Source organism: Acinetobacter guerrae (assembly GCF_009372255.1).
GTDB lineage: Bacteria > Pseudomonadota > Gammaproteobacteria > Pseudomonadales > Moraxellaceae > Acinetobacter > Acinetobacter guerrae.
The window spans coordinates 179,595-196,774 of sequence record NZ_LXGN01000045.1; the positions used below are offsets into that span (position 1 = coordinate 179,595).

Annotated in this window: 14 protein-coding genes and 1 pseudogene; 4 read left to right on the forward strand and 11 right to left on the reverse strand. The window is 37.2% G+C overall.

Annotation, left to right across the window (positions count from 1 at the left end; translation table 11 throughout):
- Nucleotides 1-6: 6 nt before the first annotated feature.
- From A7A69_RS12485 to A7A69_RS12505, 5 genes are all read right to left on the reverse strand, one after another.
- Nucleotides 7-2,439, reverse strand: a complete 2,433-nt coding sequence (locus A7A69_RS12485; protein ID WP_171500816.1) for a DUF6160 family protein — start codon at nt 2,437-2,439, stop codon at nt 7-9.
- A gap of 24 nt (nt 2,440-2,463) precedes the next feature.
- Nucleotides 2,464-3,153 (reverse strand): DUF6160 family protein, encoded by a 690-nt coding sequence (locus tag A7A69_RS12490; RefSeq protein ID WP_120368666.1) that lies wholly within the window; start codon nt 3,151-3,153, stop codon nt 2,464-2,466.
- A gap of 11 nt (nt 3,154-3,164) precedes the next feature.
- Nucleotides 3,165-5,090 (reverse strand): hypothetical protein, encoded by a 1,926-nt coding sequence (locus A7A69_RS12495; protein WP_120368665.1) that lies wholly within the window; start codon nt 5,088-5,090, stop codon nt 3,165-3,167.
- Nucleotides 5,091-5,329: 239 nt separating this feature from the next.
- Nucleotides 5,330-5,899, reverse strand: a complete 570-nt coding sequence (dcd, locus tag A7A69_RS12500; RefSeq protein ID WP_120368664.1) for a dCTP deaminase — start codon at nt 5,897-5,899, stop codon at nt 5,330-5,332.
- A gap of 101 nt (nt 5,900-6,000) precedes the next feature.
- On the reverse strand, nt 6,001-6,594 hold the full coding sequence (locus A7A69_RS12505; protein ID WP_120368663.1) for a LysE family translocator: 594 nt from the start codon (nt 6,592-6,594) through the stop codon (nt 6,001-6,003).
- A gap of 460 nt (nt 6,595-7,054) precedes the next feature.
- On the opposite strand from A7A69_RS12505, the gene A7A69_RS12510 reads away from it, so the two are divergent.
- Nucleotides 7,055-7,639: a DUF2062 domain-containing protein gene (locus tag A7A69_RS12510; RefSeq protein ID WP_151980031.1), complete on the forward strand. Its 585-nt coding sequence runs from the start codon at nt 7,055-7,057 to the stop codon at nt 7,637-7,639.
- A 4-nt stretch (nt 7,640-7,643) separates the two neighbouring features.
- Here the strand turns inward: A7A69_RS12510 and A7A69_RS12515 are convergent.
- The 3 genes and pseudogenes from A7A69_RS12515 to A7A69_RS12525 all read right to left on the reverse strand — a co-directional run.
- Nucleotides 7,644-8,393 (reverse strand): annotated as a pseudogene (locus A7A69_RS12515) (5'-methylthioadenosine/S-adenosylhomocysteine nucleosidase); the annotation flags it as partial.
- 233 nt (nt 8,394-8,626) lie between these two features.
- Nucleotides 8,627-9,853: an iron-sulfur cluster carrier protein ApbC gene (gene apbC / locus A7A69_RS12520; RefSeq protein WP_152877856.1), complete on the reverse strand. Its 1,227-nt coding sequence runs from the start codon at nt 9,851-9,853 to the stop codon at nt 8,627-8,629.
- A 177-nt stretch (nt 9,854-10,030) separates the two neighbouring features.
- Nucleotides 10,031-10,495: a hypothetical protein gene (locus tag A7A69_RS12525; protein ID WP_151980028.1), complete on the reverse strand. Its 465-nt coding sequence runs from the start codon at nt 10,493-10,495 to the stop codon at nt 10,031-10,033.
- A gap of 285 nt (nt 10,496-10,780) precedes the next feature.
- On the opposite strand from A7A69_RS12525, the gene A7A69_RS12530 reads away from it, so the two are divergent.
- Nucleotides 10,781-10,999 (forward strand): DUF6500 family protein, encoded by a 219-nt coding sequence (locus tag A7A69_RS12530; protein ID WP_120368658.1) that lies wholly within the window; start codon nt 10,781-10,783, stop codon nt 10,997-10,999.
- Between the two features lie 163 nt (nt 11,000-11,162).
- A complete protein-coding gene (gene metG / locus A7A69_RS12535) occupies nt 11,163-13,235 on the forward strand; it encodes a methionine--tRNA ligase (protein WP_152877858.1) in 2,073 nt (690 codons plus the stop codon).
- A gap of 67 nt (nt 13,236-13,302) precedes the next feature.
- Here the strand turns inward: metG and A7A69_RS12540 are convergent, their stop codons facing one another.
- Nucleotides 13,303-14,151, reverse strand: coding sequence for a restriction endonuclease (locus A7A69_RS12540; protein WP_120368657.1), 849 nt, complete (start codon nt 14,149-14,151; stop codon nt 13,303-13,305).
- Nucleotides 14,152-14,357: 206 nt separating this feature from the next.
- On the opposite strand from A7A69_RS12540, the gene A7A69_RS12545 reads away from it, so the two are divergent.
- Nucleotides 14,358-15,335, forward strand: coding sequence for an MBL fold metallo-hydrolase (locus tag A7A69_RS12545; protein ID WP_152877860.1), 978 nt, complete (start codon nt 14,358-14,360; stop codon nt 15,333-15,335).
- Between the two features lie 91 nt (nt 15,336-15,426).
- Here A7A69_RS12545 and A7A69_RS12550 read toward each other — a convergent pair whose 3' ends face one another.
- Together A7A69_RS12550 and A7A69_RS12555 are read right to left on the reverse strand one after the other, a co-directional pair.
- A complete protein-coding gene (locus A7A69_RS12550) occupies nt 15,427-16,185 on the reverse strand; it encodes an alpha/beta fold hydrolase (protein ID WP_120368655.1) in 759 nt (252 codons plus the stop codon).
- Nucleotides 16,178-17,128 (reverse strand): isopenicillin N synthase family dioxygenase, encoded by a 951-nt coding sequence (locus A7A69_RS12555; RefSeq protein WP_151980024.1) that lies wholly within the window; start codon nt 17,126-17,128, stop codon nt 16,178-16,180. The genes A7A69_RS12550 and A7A69_RS12555 overlap by 8 nt, the downstream gene beginning before the upstream one ends.
- Nucleotides 17,129-17,180 lie beyond the last annotated feature (52 nt).

Below are 17,180 nucleotides of genomic sequence, written 5' to 3' on the forward strand. Positions count from 1 at the left end.
TCCTAATTAATTAAATGAAAATGCAGTATCTCGTGGTGTAATTTTCATTTCACTAGTTAAACGTCCACCAGTAATGGCCATTTCACCTAAGCGTTGTGCACTTCCAATAATCGGGTTATTATTAGTATCTTTACCAGCATTAGGATAAAAATTTACGTCCCGAACACGAAAAACCTCCGCTGGAGTTTTATTTGGATTAAAATTAAACCCAAAATTAAATCCAACACTGTTGGTGTTATTAGGGTCAGCAGTACTATCACGTTGTGCATTTACAATTATTTTATTATCAAATGCCACTGTTCCAACAATGTTATCCAATCCCATCGTTGAACCATCTATAGGATCGACAATTTGAATCGTATTGTTTTGAGCCTTATCTAGCTCCAAAAGACCAATAAAGTTAAGCGCATTTTTACCTTCTTTGGGAGTTCCATCACTATTATAATCTGAAGCAGCCAAAGAAAGAGGAATGATCGAAAAATTCGCCTGTCCCGCCAATCTTAATTTAATCGCAGCAAGTACATCATAATTTTTCGTAAAACTGTCTGAAGAGGCATAGCATCCACCTGTTGTAGGACAAGTTTTATACTTAGCACCTGGTAGATAGCCCGCCGCTAATTGGGCGGACATTGCCATAAGAAGTTTTGGCATGCTGACATTAATCCGACCATTTTCAAAACCCATGCTACCTGTACCATTAAGTAACATATCAATATTGCGAAGACCAACGTAATAATCAGTTGGGTTATTATTATCGTTAGTATTTGCTCCACCATCGATTAGAATGATTGAAGTTGATTTTGAACCATCACTACTTACACCTTGAGTACTAATAGAACCACTAAAGCCAATTCGTTCAGATCCACTCACTGCTGTTTTTTTAATGACACCATTATTATAAGCAACTAAATAATCCCCACTGGCTGTGCCATTACTTGACCTTGGACTAAATGCAAAGTTAGCATTTAAATTATAAATAGGTAAACCCAAACCCCATTTAGTTGTTGTAGATACTGGACTTACTACACCATTGGCATCTGTATAAATAAATTGACCTCGACGAGACAATGCTGAAAAATTCATACCTCGTATTGCCAACACCGTATAAGGAGTATTATTAGTTGAGAGTGTTTGGATGTAGTCATTTGTGTTGACTAATCTATTCGCATCAACTGAATTACCTAAATATGTTGAAGTGAGTGCTGTATTGGTAGGTAATGTAATTTGATTGGCATTTACTAAATTAAAATAGATACCATCCATACTTAAACCAGCATGATCACTATTTAATGCTACATTTGAAGTCGTTTCTGACCCAGTTATATTTTTACGCGTTAGCAATGGTGTAATGTTACTAAAACGTACCCCATAGGTCTGATTACCAGCACCACCGAGCTCTAAACTCGTCGCCTCAACGCCAGATAAGTTATCTCGATCGCTTGTGAATTCACCATTTAAGCGAAATGCGAGTCCTGTATCACCAGCAATGGAGTTGCCACTCGGTGTCACTCCTAAAATTGTATTTGCTGTATCTTTAGTACCACGGAGTTGTAATACACCATTAATCATTCGACCATTTGCACCGGCACGTATGATGCCTTTTGCAGAACTAGCATTAATGGTTGCTCCATTATTAGCCACATTTGGTTGCACCATAAATTCTAGATTTAAACCAGATTTCCCATTTGAATCTCTTTTAAAGTCAACATAGCCAATATCTGTTGCACTGCTTCCTGAGACAGGGTTAGTTCTTAATACTAACCCTTCCGTCGGGTCAACATACATATAACCTTTGGCACCAAAATTAAAATTAAAATCATTCATTACAAGCGCATTATAAGTTGAACTATCTTGTTTTTGACTTAAACCAATATCTAGACCTTTAATACCTAAATCCAATGAGGAAAAGCCCGTTTTACTAAATAGACCATCAGCAGTCGTCATGCGCATCGTTATCGGTGTATTCGCAGTATTTTGAATACTTAATTTTCCAAATGAAGCTGCATTCGTACAGGTACTAATCGAATCCGATGTTTTACATAGCGTAAATTTATCTGCCTGAACAGTTCCTAAATTCGCAGCAATTTCTAAATCCAGCCCTGTTTTGCTGCCATTAGCCAAACTACCTGCATTCATTTTTACTGTCACATTTGACTGATTGGCATTTGCCGTTGTTATTTTCACGCCAGTCAAACTTGCTCTTAAACTATCCTGTGTATTTGCTGTTGCGGAACTTCCAGTTTTATCATCCCAATAAAGCTGATCAAAACCAACTGAACCATAACTAACCTCAGCTACAATTCCATCCTGCCCATCCACTGCCCGCATATCGCTATCGTTCATTACCTGCATGGCATAACTATTTTGCATAGAAAATAAAATGCTACAGCTAAGAACACTTAAAAGAAATTTTTTTTGTTTATTCAGTTTAGCCGTCATTTTCAAACTCCCTTTTTATTTTACTTAACAGCGTGGATGAGTTGAATCACAACTAAAAATCATGACTTTACCATTTAATGCAAGATTCCCATTCATCATTAAACCTGTAAAACCAGTTTCTTTACCATTATCAAAACCTGCTATAGTATATTTTCCGTTGCTATACCCAGTGCCGGTAGTTGCTGCCAGATATCCTGGCGTATTTCCAGAACCTTCATTAGCGACCGTATCCGTTTCAATCGAGATGGCATTAAAGCCTAAATTACGTATCTGGATTGGCTTAGTTTTACTTGAACTTAATTGAATAGCTGGTTTTAATACATTTACAGTATTTGCTTTATTCCGATAAGTTAAATCGGCACCATCCAAACCTAAACGTTGAATATTAACCGTTCCCTGTATTCCTTTAAATACTAACCATTGTTTCTTTCCAGTCACTGAGGGAGTCCTGACCCCATTAGTATAAGTATCTTGCGAACCATCATGATAACGGTTATTAAATGAAACCGCTAAACGGCAATATATAGGATCAGAACATACTGATGAATCCAGTTGGTAATCAGAGGTTTGGTTTAAAGACAAATTAAGTGAAATATCCGCTCCTGCCTGCCCCGTAATATGACTCAAATCATCTGAATTAATTTCTTTTAATCCCGCATTTGCATAAACTGCAATAAATATAGAAGCAAATAGAATAAATGATAGTTTTTTCATTTTTTGAGCTCCTATAGTCCTTTCGTTGTTATTTTCATATGTTGGATAAGCAAACCATCAATTGCAGCAGATCCAAAATTATTCGAAGGTGCGGATTGTTGTACGATTGCATTTGTTGGCATACCTGCCACACCATTGGTAGAAACTACCTGAGGGGTTGAGATTGTTGTTCTATCGACATTATACCAACCAGTACCAGAGGTAGGATAAGTACCCCAAGCTTGCCAAGCATCTGTACGAATATCTGGACCACTTGTACATCCTAACCAATTTGATGAACATTTTAACGTGGTTGTCCAACGCCTACCTTGTGATTGAACTTGTTGCACAGTTTTATTATAAATACCTGTTCCATCAACAGTTGCACCAAAGGAAATACCAACCGCACCAATATCAGATGATGCTGTAAGAAGATTATTTATTGCATCATAATTCGTTGAGCCGATCGTAATACTACTATGTGTGGCATTAGCACCCTGATAAGTCACTCCGCCAAGCGTTAATTCACTTCCACACTTATAAATATTACAAGTAGAGCCACTATAGGTCACTCCAGAATCACCAGTATCTCCAGCATAACGAGTATAGACTTTAGAATAAATATCTTGTTTATTTGGAATACGAGCTATTTCTAAAACAATATTTTTTCCATCACTAGCAACACCCAAAGTCACTGGCTGATATAAATTCCCTAATACCAAGTTCGCATTGACGTTATATAAAAATAATCCTTCTGAATCATCAAAAGTTGGCATAGTCGAAGAACTATCGATTGCAGGGGTTGTTATTAATCCTTGCTCATAACCTGATTTTTCTCTAGTACTCAGCCTTAAAACATTCGTTAAAATAGGAGCTTTCCAAGTCGTAGTAGTTATATCTGTCCGCTGAATTACTCTCTCTTGAGTGGTACACCTACCATTAGCAAAACTTGTTAAACTTGCGTCACAGCCAGAATTAGGATTAGGAGTAGTTGAACCAGAAACTGGATATAATAGATTTGTAGTTTCACCACCTTTAGTAGTGGTAGATGTAGCAGTACCTCTTAAAGTTGAGCTATCTCCTGTGTTTAGCCGCATAACACCTGTTAAACCCAATGTATTATTATAACTAGTACTCATACCACCTGTATTGGTTGCCCCACCAAGCGTTTGAAAAAGTTTAAGGTTTGTTCCATTCAAACTAAAACCATTTAATACAGCTTGTAACCTTAAACGATTTGCCCTGGTGGCATCTGACGCACTTCCATACATTTGTCCTAATTGGAACTGAGCTGAATCTCCTTCTATTTTACTAGGATCACGAACTAGCAAATCACCCCACAGCCCTAATTTTAGATTATATGCGCCTGCACCTAATTCATCTGTAGTTGGTAAAACTTTATTATATAAAGGAGCTTCTATAGATAAATAACTAATATCACCCTTACCAGAATCTGTTGGTGAAGTTGCCGAGAAATTAGGAACATTCTTTTCAGTTGCTACCTTAATAATCCATGGATTCTCGGCAGTGCCCCAACTTACAATATCTTTACCAAATCGCGTATTCCAATCAGAGGACGTAATGGTTGAGCTTTTAGAATTGTTCGCTTGAGATAATGCTAAACCATATAAATAAATATCAGCTTTACCAACAGCCAAATCTGAACTATTTATAATATCATTACCATTAGCATCTTTATCCTTGTTCGTATTTAGTGATTGTGGAGTTAAAGGCCCTACAGGAATTATATGAATATAACCTGCACCTGATGTATTATCCGCACCATTAAACTGAAAAGAAAAATTTTGAGGAAGAACTGCAATCCCCTCACCTGTCGTTTCACTTAAACTTTCATCAGAAATTTCTTGCAGAGCAAAACAGGACTGACTTAAAAATAAGCCAATTACGCTCGCTAAAACGGTTTTTTTAAAATTTACCGTATAAGTAATTGCCGTCATCATGACCATCCTTTTATACGATGCTCCGCACCATATTTCTTTTTCTATCAATCCCTTATCTTAAGCACTTAATGCTTAAGCATAAATTTTGGCAGTTTTTGCCAACCCTTACTCAATTTCTATTATGCGTATTAATTACGCAAATGCAAAAAAAAACATGTAAAAAAAAACTTTTCCGATAAACGAAAAAACGGCCCTTTCAGGCCGTTGATTAAAACACTTTTTAGATCAAGTCGTTATCAAGCTTTGGGCAAAGTCACACCCAATTGCCCCTGATATTTACCACCACGATCTTTATAAGATGTTTCACACACTTCATCACTTTCAAAAAATAGCATTTGTGCCACCCCTTCCCCTGCATAAATACGTGCAGGCAAATTGGTGGTATTGGAAAACTCCAGTGTCACATGACCTTCCCATTCAGGTTCTAGCGGAGTTACATTCACAATAATTCCACAACGTGCATAGGTCGATTTTCCTAAACAAATTGTCAGGACATTACGCGGAATACGGAAATATTCGACGGTTCGCGCCAGAGCAAATGAATTGGGGGGAATAATACAAACATCGGACTCGATATCAATGAAGCTCTTTTCATCGAAGTTTTTCGGGTCAACAATCGCAGAATGGACATTGGTAAAGACTTTAAATTCAGGAGCGCAACGCACGTCATAACCATAGCTTGATACACCATAGGAAATCAGTTTTTCGCCTTCATTATTAAAGCGAACCTGATTTTCTGCATACGGTTCAATCATGCCGTGTTTTTCGCTCATCTCGCGAATCCAACGATCAGACTTAATTGCCATTTGTTTATCCCAATGTTCAAGATTTTACTGTCGGCTACTTTAACTTAATTCACTTCCAATGAAAATCTTTCAATGAAATGAACGCAGCTTCAATACCTCATTTAAAACTTTAAAATTGCAGAATAACTTAGTGGAATAGAAAAACTGACCAAAACCAAAGATGCGGTTCGCTGTAAATTACAAGCATTGAGCCAGTGAATTTTGTTAGACGCGAGCACAGAACCTATAAAAATCCATAGCATAGCAATTGGAACAATCATACATAAAAAGGTCAAAATATGTGCTGAATATATTGGTAGACTCATCCATGTATTTGCAGGAAAAATAGCAGATGCAAATAATAATGCCTTTGGATTGAGCAACGTTGCACAAAATAATTCAGGTAAACGAATGGTCGGCTGATTTAAATTAAGTTCAAGATCAGCCGTTCGCCATAACTTAATAGCCAAATATAAAATATAAAATGCACTTAAAAGTTTTAATATCGTCGGTAAAAGAGCAAGTGTTTTAGCGACGTGATCGATCATCATGCCCCATGTACTAATCGCAATCACATAACCCATCGCTTCCGCTGGAATGAGTTTAAGCGAACGACGCATTCCCATCTGTATACCAGATGAGGCTAATAATGTATTGGTTGGACCAGGCGTCAGGAGTAGTGCAGCCACAAGGCCAACAAAAAGCCATGAAATCATAGGATGGCCTCGCTATGTAATTTCGCAAGACTAATCCAAAGTATTTAAACAATCAAAACAAACTTAAATAAGTTGTTAAAAAAATAAGCAAAAACCTACAAAAAGTTTATAAAATCACGTTATTAATTGATTTGACTTCATAGTCAATATTTCATATCCAATTCTAGGATTTAAAATTTTTAAATGAAAAATTAGCGTAATAATTTGATACATCTGAATTTATTTTGCATTGAACATTGAGAAAAAGCCATAACATATATATGGAATTGACTTCATGCAGCGAAAGGCGTAATTTATAACCATCAGTCTTTAGTGTTTTCTTTTTAACCAATATTTAAATCCAGTTTTAAGCTTTGGCTAAGTTTTCACACTCACTATGTCTATGTATAGATGCTTTACAATCAGTCTAGTCCATTGATTTATAAAGCTTACTCAGACAATACTCTCCGAACATCAGTCTATGGCAAAGCAATTTTTTCAATCCTGGCTTCCTTCTCCACAGAAAGTCTCCAGTCTGAAATTTATGCGGATTTTTGGGCAAAGAACCTTAAATCCTGTGCTTTGGTACGTCAACCGAAAATCCATTGCAAAAGCAGTCTTTATTGGCACTTTTTTTGGGCTATTGCCTATTCCCTTTCATAGTATTTTTATTGTTGCAGCTATTTTATTTTTTGAAGTGAATTTACCCGTTGGTCTCGCACTAGCTTGGTTAAGCAATCCTTTTACACTCGTGCCTATTTTGTATATTGGTTTTTGGATTGGTACTCAAATTTTTCATGTACATATGATTAATAAAGAGATGATGCTTGGTGTATTGCATCAGATCTGTAATTGGGTCAAACATTTGGGACATGGTCATATTGATTTGAGCCTTGCCAAAATTTTGGTATCAGGATTAGTCATAGAAGCTTTTGCGGTTGCATTAGTTTTATATCTTCTCACTGAAGTTCTCTGGCGTTTAAGTGTTTATCGTCATTGGAAAAAACGTAAAGCAGAACATTCAAATACCAGAATGCACGCAGTGCACCGAAAAACAACGCCTTAATTTCTTATTGTTCACTCATATACTGTTCTGCAACTTCTAAAACAAAATCCTGACAGGCTTCACCAGTCCCCGCATCGTACGTTCCACCGTTGGTTATGTTATTAGATACCACCCGAATCCCCATAAATGGAATATTAAACTGGCTGGCAATTTGTGCCACTGAAGCTGCTTCCATTTCTTCTATTGACGTTGCATAGTGTTTGTAAAAAAAATGAATTCGGTCAAGTTCACTATTCCAGACATCTGCCGAACCAATCGTTCCTTCTACCACTTTGCCTTTGGTATATAAATGTTGAATACGATGAGCCACTGCCAGTAATTTAGAATCTGCTTCAAACCTACGAATAGCAATTGGTTCTGGATCGGTTTCATCTTCAGGTAGTACATCAAATGCCTCAACCCATTCAAGTGAATTTGATCCAGCTTCAATACATTTTGACGGGGTTTTAAATGCTCCGATATTGATCGCGTATTTACCTAAAATAATATCGTAAACATTGAGTTGTGGATCATGTCCACCAGAGGTTCCCTGATTAATAATGGCAATGGGTTGATAACGTAGAATGGCTATCGCGGTTGCAGCCGCCGAGTTACTCATTCCCATCCGTGTTTTGGAAATAATCATAGGATAGCCATGATAGGTTCCTTTCCAAAATTTCCAACCTCCAATGGTTTCAATCAGGACATCCTCTAGTTTAGATGCCATGCGTTCAGATTCGACAGGCAATGCCCCTTGTATAATGATCGGTGCTAATTGTCGTTGATTATTCTTATTCATGACACAAGATCCTTTGTTACGCAGCTTTGTGATGATATAACGCATAAAGTCGGAATAGAGAAAATGTTTTTAAATGCCAACGTTTTCCCAAATACTTTTATTCGATAAATATTTAGCAATTCATATGCCATTTTATATTTTTAAACGGATTGTACTTTTACTTAAAATAAAGCCCGAATTTTATAATTTCGGGCTTTGAACAGCGTTAATTAAAAAATGCGTTTATCATCACGTTGGCGATGTGGCTGTTTTTGTAGCTGCTGCCAGACTGCTTCTGCAATTTGAATATAGCTATCTGCCGCATCATCATTGGCGATCACGCTCGGTTTGCCACTATCGGCATTTTCTCTAATTTGCACATTTAATGGTAAACGTCCTAATAATGGAATCTGATATTGAGCTGAAAGTTTATCTCCACCACCCACACCAAAAATTTGTTCTTCATAACCACAATTTGAACAAATATGCGTCGACATATTTTCAATCACGCCCAATACAGGAATATTCACCCGATTAAATAATTCAATGCCTTTTGTTGCATCCATAAGTGCAACATTTTGTGGCGTAGTCACAATCACAGCGCCCGTCACTGGAATACGTTGTGCAAGTGTCAGTTGAATATCACCTGTACCTGGTGGCATATCGATCACTAAAACGTCTAGATCTGGCCACAAAGTCTGATTAAACAATTGCATTAAAGCGCCCGTGGCTTTTGGTCCACGCCATGCAACAGGGGTATTATGATCCCCTGTTAAGTGCCCGATTGAAAGTACTGCTAGCCCATAAGCATCTAAGGGTACAAAGTGTTCATTTTCAATCATAGGCGTTTTGCCAGCATTGCCCAACATGGTTGGAATACTTGGTCCGTAAATATCGGCATCTAACACCCCAACTTTAAGGCCCTGCTGCTGTAACGCAAGTGCCAAATTCACAGTTGTGGTCGATTTCCCCACACCGCCTTTACCAGATGATACTAAAATCACGTTTTTAATACGGGGATGTGCAGGAACATCTCTTTGTTTTGGTGCAGCTTTTTGAATAGGTGGATTGTTAGGATCTTCTGAAACTTGGGCAGATGCATCAATCACTGGAGGTAAATCTGGCGTTTGAACTGAGTGATTTTCATTTTGTGATTTATCTTGTCCCAACTTGGCGGATTTTTGCTGGATAACATGTAAATTCAGTTCTTCGATCCCACATTTATGTAAAGCAGCTGCAAGATCGTCATGTATTTGTTGTAAGTGATCGGCTTCTTGCGGATAAGTATTGATCGTAAGTTGCAGCACACGACCCTCTACATTGACCTGTGTAATTCGATCTTTGAGGAAGTGCTCAGACTCTGGGAATTGATATTGTTGTAAAATAGTCTGGATTTCATCTTCTTTCACCTCTTGGGCAGGTGAAAAAACTGATTTTAATGAAGAAAGCCATGACATATATTTACTCCAACTATGGAATTTTAAACTAAACGGTTGTTAGTTTAGCAGTATTATTTTATAGGCGCGTACTTGATTTTACTGATATGGTTTGAACAAATATTTTATAAACAAACTGCCCATATCAATATGAGCAGTTATCTTAAGCAATTGCGTTATTTGGGAAAAAGACAGACTTTAGGTTTTGTCGTCGCCTTTTAGTTTATTTAAGACATCTGACGCACTTTTTTTGAGTTCATCAAATTTGCTACTTGCCTGAGCTTTTAGCTCATCAAATTTTTCGGCAGCATCATGTTTTAGCTCATTCGCTTTGAGTTTAGCTTCGTCCAGTTTGTGACCTGCCTCTGTCTTAAGCTGGTCGTATTTTTCCTGAGCATCTTGTTTGGTTTCATCCCACTTATTTTTTGCCTGATCAATTTTTTCATCAGTTGCTGCTTTATCTTCAGCGTATTGTTCAGATGCATCTTTCTTGAAATCATCCAGTGCTTTTTCGCCGTTCAACTTAGCTTCTTCAGCTGTATGCTTGACATTATCGAGTGCTTTTTCAGCTTCGATTTTTGCTTGTTCAGCTTTGTATTTTGCTTCATCGCCCAAATCACTTGCTTTAGCTTTCAAATCATCAAGTTTGTTTTCAGTTGTCATTATTACGCCCTCATTGTTGATTTTAAAAATAATTAGAAACACGCGGGGTTAACGCGCATTGAAATAATTCAATCTGACTTTATTTATACATGGATTTAAATGATTTTTAAGTAAAAACTGCAATTTGAAACAAAGTAGATACAGGATGTATCTAAGCATTTTCGGTTATAAATATAGCTTATCGATTTTCAAACCGCATCCTCCCCGATTCAACACGTTTATATCGTACAATAGCAATGAATTATTTAAATTTTTTATACCTAAAACATAGAGTTCCACTCAGATATGCGACAGTCATTAAGAGAAAAAATCATCCAAATTTGTAATGAAAAAATTGCAAAAAAAGGCGAAAATGTTGGACTGTCTTTTTACGCATTTTTTAGCAATAAAAATGACGATCCAGAATTACTGATGGAAGCGGCTGAATGGTGGATCAAGAAACATCAATTAAACCACTTTGAAAAAGCTTTTTTTATCAAAGCGCTCATTTTAGCTGAAAAATAAATATTTCTTTTGGGTTCTTGTTCAAGACAGATTGAGATATTGGTTATATATTTTCTAGTTTTCACCTTAACATTCAGCCAAAGCCTTAAAAAGATGCTTTAAGTTTATTTTCCCTCGCTGTTCAAGTAAAATCATTGACCTTCTGATGAATACGAATGAGAGAATGAAATCCGTGCGTAAAATTTTAGTCACAAATGCCCTTCCTTATGCCAATGGTCCGATCCATATGGGTCACCTACTCGGTTATATCCAAGCAGATATCTGGGTTCGTGCCATGCGCGCTATGGGACATGACGTGACTTATGTCTGTGCGGATGACGCTCACGGCACAGCAATTATGCTACGTGCTGAAGCCAATGGGATTACCCCAGAACAGCAAATTGCCAATGTGCAAAAAGAACATGAACGCGACTTTGCTGGTTTTGGGATTAGTTTTGATTATTATGATTCAACTCATAGCGACACCAATAAATCACGCTCACAAGAAATTTATCTAAAAAACCGTGATGCTGACAATATTGCCATTCGTCCTGTAACCCAACTTTTTGACCCCGAAAAGCAAATGTTTTTATCGGATCGATTTATTAAAGGTACTTGTCCAAAATGTAAATCACCCGATCAATACGGCGATAGCTGTGAAGTCTGTGGCACAACTTATAATGCCACTGAACTCCTTGATCCACGTTCGACCCTAAGCGGTGCAACACCTGTCGAAAAATCGTCTGATCATTATTTCTTTAAACTGCCAAATTTTTCAGAGTACTTACAGAAATGGACACGTGATGCGGGTCGTTTACCTGTATCGATTGCCAACAAGTTAGATGAATGGTTTGAAGCAGGTTTGGCAGACTGGGATATTTCCCGTGATGCGCCTTATTTTGGTTTTGAAATTCCAGATGCACCAAACAAATATTTTTATGTCTGGGTCGATGCACCGATTGGCTATATGTCAAGTTTTGAAAACTACATCAAGACGAAACGCCCAGATTTAAATTTTGACGATTACTGGAAAAAAGACAGTGAAAATGAGGTTTATCACTTCATTGGTAAAGATATTGTTTATTTCCATGCATTGTTCTGGCCTGCGATGCTTGAGGGTGCAAATTACCGCACGCCAACAGGTTTATTTGTAAATGGATTTTTGACAGTCAATGGTCAAAAAATGTCGAAATCGCGCGGTACATTTATTAAAGCTGAAACTTATTTAGAACACCTGAACCCTGAATATTTGCGCTATTACTTTGCTTCTAAACTTTCTGATAAAGTTGAAGATTCAGATTTGAATCTGGATGATTTTATTCAAAAAGTAAACTCAGATCTGGTCGGTAAAGTCGTGAATATTGCCAGTCGTTGTGCCAAGTTTATCAATAAAGATTTTAATCATACTTTATCTACAAATTGCGCGGAATCTGATTTAGTTCAAAGCTTTATTGATGCAGGCGATTCGATTGCCAAAGCCTACGAAGAACGTGAGTTTAGTGCTGCCATTCGTGAAATTATGGCGCTTGCAGATCGTGCCAATCAATATATTGATGAGAAAAAACCGTGGGCATTGGCAAAACAAGAAGGTCAAGAACAGCAAGTTCATGACGTCTGCTCTGTCGGGATTAACCTGTTCCGTCAATTGGCAATTTATCTTGCGCCAGTGTTACCTACACTTGCGGAGCAAGTACAGGCTTTCTTACAACTAGAAAGCTTTGATTTTGCATCGCGCAAGCAGATTTTAGTGAATCATGAAATTGCTCAATTCCAACCTTTAATGCAGCGCGTCGACCCGAAAGCGGTGACTGCAATGGTCGATGCATCTAAAGATTCTTTAACTGCTACGGCTGAAACACCGAAAGCAGAAAAGAAAAAAGAAAAAGTGGCTGAGAAAAAAGTTGAAGCCCCTGCTGCAACTGGTGAAACAAGCACGATTAAAATTGATGATTTCTTAAAAGTTGATTTGCGTGTGGCCCAAGTGCTTGAAGCAGCAATCGTTGATGGTTCAGATAAACTTCTTCAACTCACTTTAGATGTCGGCGAAGCTGAACCGCGCAATGTATTTAGTGGTATTCGTGAGTTTTATCAACCAGAAGACTTAAAAGGTAAATTGGTGGTGATGGTGGCGAATCTTGCTCCACGTAAAATGCGTTTTGGTATTTCTAACGGGATGGTGCTTGCTGCAGGTAATGGCGAAGGTGTTTGGGTGATTTCACCTGAATCTGGTGCTAAAGCTGGTGATAAAGTTTCTTAAGGTTTAGTTCTTAAATAACAAAGAGCCTCTACTTTGTAGGGGCTTTTAACATATAAATAAATATTATCTATCCATTCTTTGCATTAAAATATGAGTACCTATAGGGTGCCATAGTTTTTTCTTTTTCTTCAACATCTAATCCATCTGTTATTAAAGTCATTTCATAAGTAGTGGGTATATCTGTAACGATTTTTTCAATCCATGGACAAAATTTACCATCTTTAAGCATCTGATATTCGGCAAATAAAATTTTTTCATCAAACCAATTTAAATTTTGATTAAGCCAATTTATCAATTCTGAAAAGTTATCAGCTTTTTCTTCTCCAATGGTTTCAGTCATACATTTATCGAAAAAAATGGGATACTCAAATTTCCGTGCTTGATCTAAGGCATTAAACATAAAAATTATCAAAAGGTTACCTGAAAAACGTATAGGAAATTCTAATATGTCTCCTCTTAAACCATATTCAATTCTGTTTTTTTTAGAATGGGAATAATATCGTTGTTCTAATAAACGTAGCCGTCTGCTAAAAGACTCCAAAATGATTGTATTAATTTCTGAAGTTGATCTCTGCACTAACTCATCAAAAGTAAGTAATTCTATATTTGAATTTAACGCTGCTTCCTTAGATCCAGATTGAAAACCTACCTGCGAAATAATAAACCCTTTATCTGCACCTATATCATCAACAATTGTTCTTAAAGCTAATACTTTTTCTTTAGGAATTTTAGTCTGCCAATACTTAGCTTCAACTATCCATTTAATGTTAGTGCCTAAATATTTTGATGTTACATAGATGTCTAAATCATGATCCGTCCTAACACCTTTGATAGTTTTATTCGTTACAGCTTGTACTCCTAAACCTCTAAAATGATGGGCAATTCGCTCCTGAAAATCGTACCAATCTTTTTTCATTTATATAAAAATCCAACCTTATTTATTAACTTACAGATTATTATAAAATATTAATTGTTCAAGTCTTAATGATTAAATACCATAGCTCAATAAGCAAACTAAAAAATTTTTAACCTATAAAAACTCACTTTTTTCATCAATAAAAATTCCAAATATTACCTAATTCATGTTAGAAAATTATCATCGCCATCAAACCATATAGCATAATGAAACAATCCATTTTAAGCATTACAACCTCAATTGCACTATTCAGCTCATTTTCAACTGTGGCTGAAACCACTAAAACGCTCCCCATCATCGAACAACAAAAACAAGTGGCAGGTTTTTATCAATATCAAGCTGGAAACGTTCAAATCACAGCACTTTTAGATGGTACAAACTTTATGTCGCCTACGCTGTTTAAAGACATACCGCAAAAACAAGTTCATGAGATTTTAAAGAAATACTATGCCGATCAAGAGAAAGGCGTACAAACCTCTGTGAATGCCTTTTTGGTGAATACAGGAAAATCTTTAGTTTTGGTCGATAGTGGTGCAGCAAGTTGTTTTGGCGCACATTTAGGTTCAGTTTTAAGCAATTTAAAAGCTTCTGGATACAAGCCTGAACAAGTCGATAGTATTTTACTCACTCATTTACATCCAGATCATGTCTGTGGCATCAGCAAAGATGGAAAGGCTAATTTTCCTAATGCCACAGTGTATGTATCACAAGATGAAGCCAATTATTGGTTAGACCCCAAACAAGCCGAGAAAATTCCACAAGCCAAACGCGCAGGCTATTTAGGTACAGTGGAAAAAATTAAAGCGGCATTAGCACCTTATCAAACCAAGCAACAGTTTAAAACTTTTAAAATAGGTGATGACATTCAGGGTTTTAAAGTGATTAGCACCAGTGGACATACACCAGGACATTTTAGCTATGAATTAAAAACTCAGAATGAAACAGTTGTATTTATTGGAGATATTGTCCATTCACATACGGTTCAGTTTGACCGACCTGAAACCGCAATTGAATATGATATAGACGCAAAACAAGCCGTCCAAACCCGCTTAAAACAATTTGCCAATTTTGCCAAAAATGGTCAGACGATTGCTGCGCCACATTTACCATTTCCTGGAATTGGTCATATATATTCTGCCGATGGTAAAAGTTATCAGTGGATTCCCGTACATTTTAAAGATTGATGGATCATTTTAAATCAGGATCCATCTTTCACTACATCCCACGACAGGAAAATCGTATTAGCATTACGATTTTCCTGAATCATATTTTGTATCAAACCGATATTTTTTCAATAAGGATCTGATTTAGCTTTTCAATCAATAATTCTGGCTGAACCGCTTGGGGGACATGCCCTGTTTGCATGTTAATAACTTGTAAATTATCAGGTTGTAATTGTTGCATCAAACGCTGCATGTTGATTGATAACGACTGATCATAAAGCGCTTCTACATAAATACGTTTTACAGAGCCAAATCGCTCAGCCGTTAACACAGGCTTTAAATCACGCCCTGTCTCTGGTTGTGGTCTAAGTTTATCAATTAACTGCTCTGCTAAAACAGACTCACAATCTTGCAAAAAGATTTTCTTCGCACCTTCATGACTCACAATACTATAACCATCTTGAGTAAAACTCAGATAAGGTGAAATTCCTGCAAAATCTTCATCTGGAAAATGCTGCTCGCACAGTTTTTTAAAATCCAGAAAGCTCATTTCAGAAGGCAGCATCATCCCAACCAAATAAATGAGATTTGAAATTAAATCTGGAATCTGTTCTGCCACTGCTGAAATGGTTAAGCCCCCGCCACTATGTCCGAGCAATACAACTGGTTCTCCAATTTTTTGAATCGTCTGCACGACGAAATCGCAGTAATTATCCTGATTGGCAGTGAGTTGAGTGTCACTATTCCAACCATTGTTAGGTAAATCAAGCGCGTGTACCGTCCAGCCAGTTTGCTCCAATAATGGCTTGATCAAGTCGAATGACCAGCTTCCCTGCCAAGCACCATGCACCAATACAATATGCTTAGCCATACGTTCTCCGATACATTTCAATATGATGCTTTTCGACTGTTGTCGGTGCAAATAGTGCAGGTTCGTTTTCAGTTTTACAGTTAGGCAGACATTGCACTTGATAATCTGGATTTCCACCAAAGAAAAATGGCACCGAATAACGCTGTTTGCCTGATTTATTAATCACCCGATGCAAAGTCGATTTAAAGCGATTATTGGTCCAACGTGCAATTAAATCACCCAGATTAATCACATAAGTACCTTCAATCGGTGGCGCATCGATCCAGCTTTCACTATTTTGATCCCATACTTGTAGTCCACCTTGCTGATCTTGAAGCAATAAGGTTAATGCACCAAAGTCAGTATGCGCTCCGCAACCTTTTTCATTCGGTTCAGGATTTGCAGGTTGTGGTGGATAATGTAATAACCGTAAAGTCACTAGAGAGTCCTGACAGAAGTCATCAAAGTAATTTTCTGACAATGATAATGACAAGGCTAAACCACGCATCAGATATTTTGCCAATACTTCGAGTTCAGCCTGATAGCGCTGCATCGTAGATTCAAATTCTGGAAACTGTGTAGGCCATTGGTTTGGCCCATGATTAAAACGCTTTGCTAAAACAGCTTGACTGTCTAAGGCATATTCTCGACCTGCATAAAAGCCTTCTTTTAAATCTGCGGGCGTTCCTGCTTCTAGTGTTTGATTTTTTAAAGGTTCATAACCCCGATTGGCAATTGAGTTTTTCTTATGTACTTTTTCTTTTTCGTTCATGGGTAAATCAAAGAATTGCTTACTTTGTTCAAAAACAGCCTGTTGCAATGCTGTGGAGATTCCATGATTTGAAATATAAAAAAAGCCTTTATCCTCACATGCTTGTTTCATCTGTTGCGCGACAATCTGACGCTCTTTCACATCAGAACTAAATAGACCTGATATATCAATCACAGGAATTGAAACACTCATACCTTACTCCATTGCCTAGACTTATATAAGACTTGTACCTTTTCTAGATTGA